The sequence below is a fragment of the Gemmobacter nanjingensis genome (assembly GCF_014652195.1).
Classification (GTDB): Bacteria; Pseudomonadota; Alphaproteobacteria; order Rhodobacterales; family Rhodobacteraceae; genus Gemmobacter; species Gemmobacter caeni.
In genome coordinates this window covers 1-3,003 of sequence record NZ_BMYI01000057.1, presented here as the reverse complement: position 1 = coordinate 3,003, position 3,003 = coordinate 1, and the positions used below count along the sequence as shown (strand labels likewise).

Here is a 3,003-nt window from a genome sequence, read left to right as displayed (position 1 = left end):
CCGGCCGATTGCCGAGATTGACTGGTTCACCATTGCACTCACCCGCGCCCGGGGGGCCATGTCGCTGATCCACGGCACGATTGCCGGGAACATCGTCGAGGTCATCAACCCGGCCGTGGAGGTCGGCGAGCCGACGCTGGGCCAGACCAACAACATTGCCAACTACAGTCTGCCGCTGGACCTCTGCCCCGACGCGGGCCGGGACGAGATGCAGATCATCGTGCGCTGATCCACACTCCTTATATAGGGCCATTCCCCATGAAATTCGTCCTCAGTAAATCCATTGGCATCTGCTGGCCGGTCACGGTGCAAATGCCCGACCCGGAAAATCCGGGCAAAACTGTGCCCTCCACCCTGCTGGCGCTGATCAAAACACAGGGACAGGATGATTTCCTCGCCGCGCAGGAAGACATTGCTAAGGCGCGCGGCCTGCGCGCCCAGGCGAAAGCGGAGCGCGACTACCTGGCCAGCCGGGTCGTGGGCTGGACTTGGGAAGACGCCTTCGATGACCGGGGGGAACCCATGCCTTATTCAGCAGATGCGTTGCACCTGGCGCTTCAGCAGGGCTGGTTCCGTAAGGCTATCTGGCGGGCGCTGAACGAGATCGCGATGGGAGAACCCGCCGAGGGAAACTGACCGCCGCTGCCCGCGCCTGGGCGTTCGCGCGCCTCGGCCGGGCAGATGACCGCGTGCCGGTCGCCCTCGATGACGATCTGCGCGCCGAATTTGCCGAGATGGGTGCCGAGGTGGCGCCCGTTCCTGACACCCCCATGACGGTATCCGAGGACTTCGAGGTCATGCCCTGCAACTGGCAATCCGTCTGCGCCTTCCTTGCCTGCGAAACGCAGTGGCGGGCTGTGCCCATGACGCTGGGCCAGATGGCGCAGGTGGTGACAGAAGTCGTCTGGATCGGCCTCGACTATGTCGCCGTCGATGTGGTGCTGCGCCGCATGGGCCTCGGTGACGAGGTCTTCGCCGACCTTCAGGTCATGGAACGCGCCGCCCTCGATGTCTTCGCGGAGGTACGGGGATGAGCGGCAAGCAGTTTGTTTTCAGCCTGCTCTTCAAGGGCGAGAACGCCGGAGCGAAGGCAGCGGCGCGCGAGGTCGAGCAGGGTCTGGACGCGGTGCAGGGTCAGGCCCGGCAGACCACCGTCGCCCTGAAGGGCAATGCCGAAACGCTGGAACAGGAGGCGCGGGCCTCGCGCAAGGCTGCTGATGCGGCCCGTGATCTGGCCCTCGCCGAAAAGCGGGTGCGAGATGAGGCGGCTCGCAGCCAGGGCGCGCAATCCCCCACCGTTACCCTTGACCCGAAGCGCGTGGAGGAGCTGCGCGAACGCTATGTCCCGCTGGCAAAGGTCCAGAAGGACTATGCGCAGGATCTGGAGCGGATCGCCCTTGCCGAACGCGCTGGCGCCTTGACCAAGGGCGAAAGCGCCATGGCACAGGCCCGCCTGAAGGCCAGCTTCGAAGCCGAGTCGGAGGCCATCACCCGCAGTTCCGCCGCCCTCTCTGCACATGGTCGCGTGGTGCGGCTGACGGCACATGAGCGCCGCAACCTCATGTATCAGGGCAATGACGTGTTCCAGTCTCTGGCGCTCGGCATGCCGATGTCTCAGGTGCTGCTCCAGCAGGGGCCGCAGATCGTCCAGATTTACGGCGGTATCGGCAACACGATGCGCAGCCTGGCGGAGGGCCTCACCCTTGCGCGCACCGCCGCGACAGGGCTGGCAGCCGTCGCCATCATCGGCGCCACGTCCTGGAATGGTTACCTGAAATCGGTGAAGGAGGTTGATACCGCCGCCGCTGGCCTCGGGCGCGGCATGGCGGGCACCCGTCAGGAACTGGAGGCGGCCGCACAGGCCGGGGCCGAGGCCGCAGGGATTTCGGTCAAGGCCGCCCGATCCATGGAAGCCGCCTTCCTGCGCACGGGCAGGATCGACGGCAGCAATTTCGAAGGGCTGATTGGCCTCTCCAGAGATTTCGCGGTCACCATCGGGGCCGATGCGCAAGCCGCCGGTGCTGCCCTGTCGGAGATCTTTGCCGATCCGGCGAAGGGTGCGGATGTCCTTTACCGGCAATATGGCCTGATTTCCGGGGCTACGGCCCAGCTGGCGAAGGATCTGTCCGCCCAGAACCGGCAGGCCGAAGCACAGGCCGTACTGATCAAGGCTTTGCCTGCCAGTCTTGCCAATGCGGAAGAGGCCACCACCGCGCTCGGCCGGGCGTGGGCCTATGTCGCGCAAAAGGCCGGTAACGCCGGTGATGCCATCGGCGGCGCAATCGACAGGGCGATTTCCGGGCCGTCACAACAGGAGCGACTTCAGGAAGCCGCCGCTCTTCTGCGATCCATGGAAGGCACCGATTGGTCGGGCGGTCTTTTTGGCAGCCGCAAAGACGGGATTTATGGTGCATCATATGCCGATGCAAAACTTGGCTACGATCAGGCGTTTGATGATCGCCGCCGCGCAGGTATGCGTGCGGAAATCCAGCGCCAGCAGGCAGCGGCTAACCGGCTGACAGCGCCCGCCCTTGCGCTGGCCGAAGCCAGCCCGGCAACGCAGTCGTCGCGCCAGCAGCGCGATCTGTCCAACCAGATTGCGGCGCTCCGGGCGGGGCGCGATGCTGACGGGCTGTCGGCGGAGCAGCGGGACGACATCACCCGGGCAATCGAGGCGAAAAGCCGCGCGCTGGACGGGCTGGCCAATCGCCAGACCTATCAGAACACGCTCGACCAGATCGGCATCCAGCTTGCAAGCGAACGCAATCCTCTGCGGCAGGCCGAGCTGGTGCTGATGCAAACCTTTCTGGCCTCGGCCGGGAAGGAAATCACCTGGGCAGAAGCCTCGGCCGAGGCCATGCGCGCCCGCAATCGCGTTATGGGCGAAGCCATGGGGGCCGCCAAGGCCCAATCCGCCGACATGCGGGTGGAGCTGGAAATCCGCGCCCGGCTCAATACGCAGGTTGCTGCAGGCCTCATCACGGCCGAGGAAGCCAACCGGCT

3 protein-coding genes and 1 pseudogene are annotated in these 3,003 nt (G+C 65.5%); all 4 read left to right on the top strand.

Annotated features, from left to right (window positions below; translation table 11 throughout):
- Positions 1–229, top strand: a pseudogene (locus tag IE126_RS26200) (phage tail tube protein); the annotation flags it as partial.
- Between the two features lie 29 nt (positions 230–258).
- Positions 259–636, top strand: coding sequence for a hypothetical protein (locus IE126_RS25425; RefSeq protein ID WP_189383163.1), 378 nt, complete (start codon positions 259–261; stop codon positions 634–636).
- A gap of 53 nt (positions 637–689) precedes the next feature.
- Positions 690–1,034 carry a DUF1799 domain-containing protein gene (locus IE126_RS25420; RefSeq protein WP_229825943.1) on the top strand — a complete coding sequence of 115 codons (345 nt, stop codon included), beginning with the start codon at positions 690–692 and terminating at the stop codon, positions 1,032–1,034.
- A partial coding sequence (locus tag IE126_RS25415; protein ID WP_189383161.1) for a phage tail length tape measure family protein occupies positions 1,031–3,003 on the top strand: 1,973 nt, incomplete at its 3' end. The genes IE126_RS25420 and IE126_RS25415, both read left to right, overlap by 4 nt.

Bases quoted from the DNA above. Each gene is read 5' to 3' on its own strand.
- IE126_RS25425 (WP_189383163.1), top strand. From the start codon at position 259: ATGAAATTCGTCCTCAGTAAATCCATTGGCATCTGCTGGCCGGTCACG.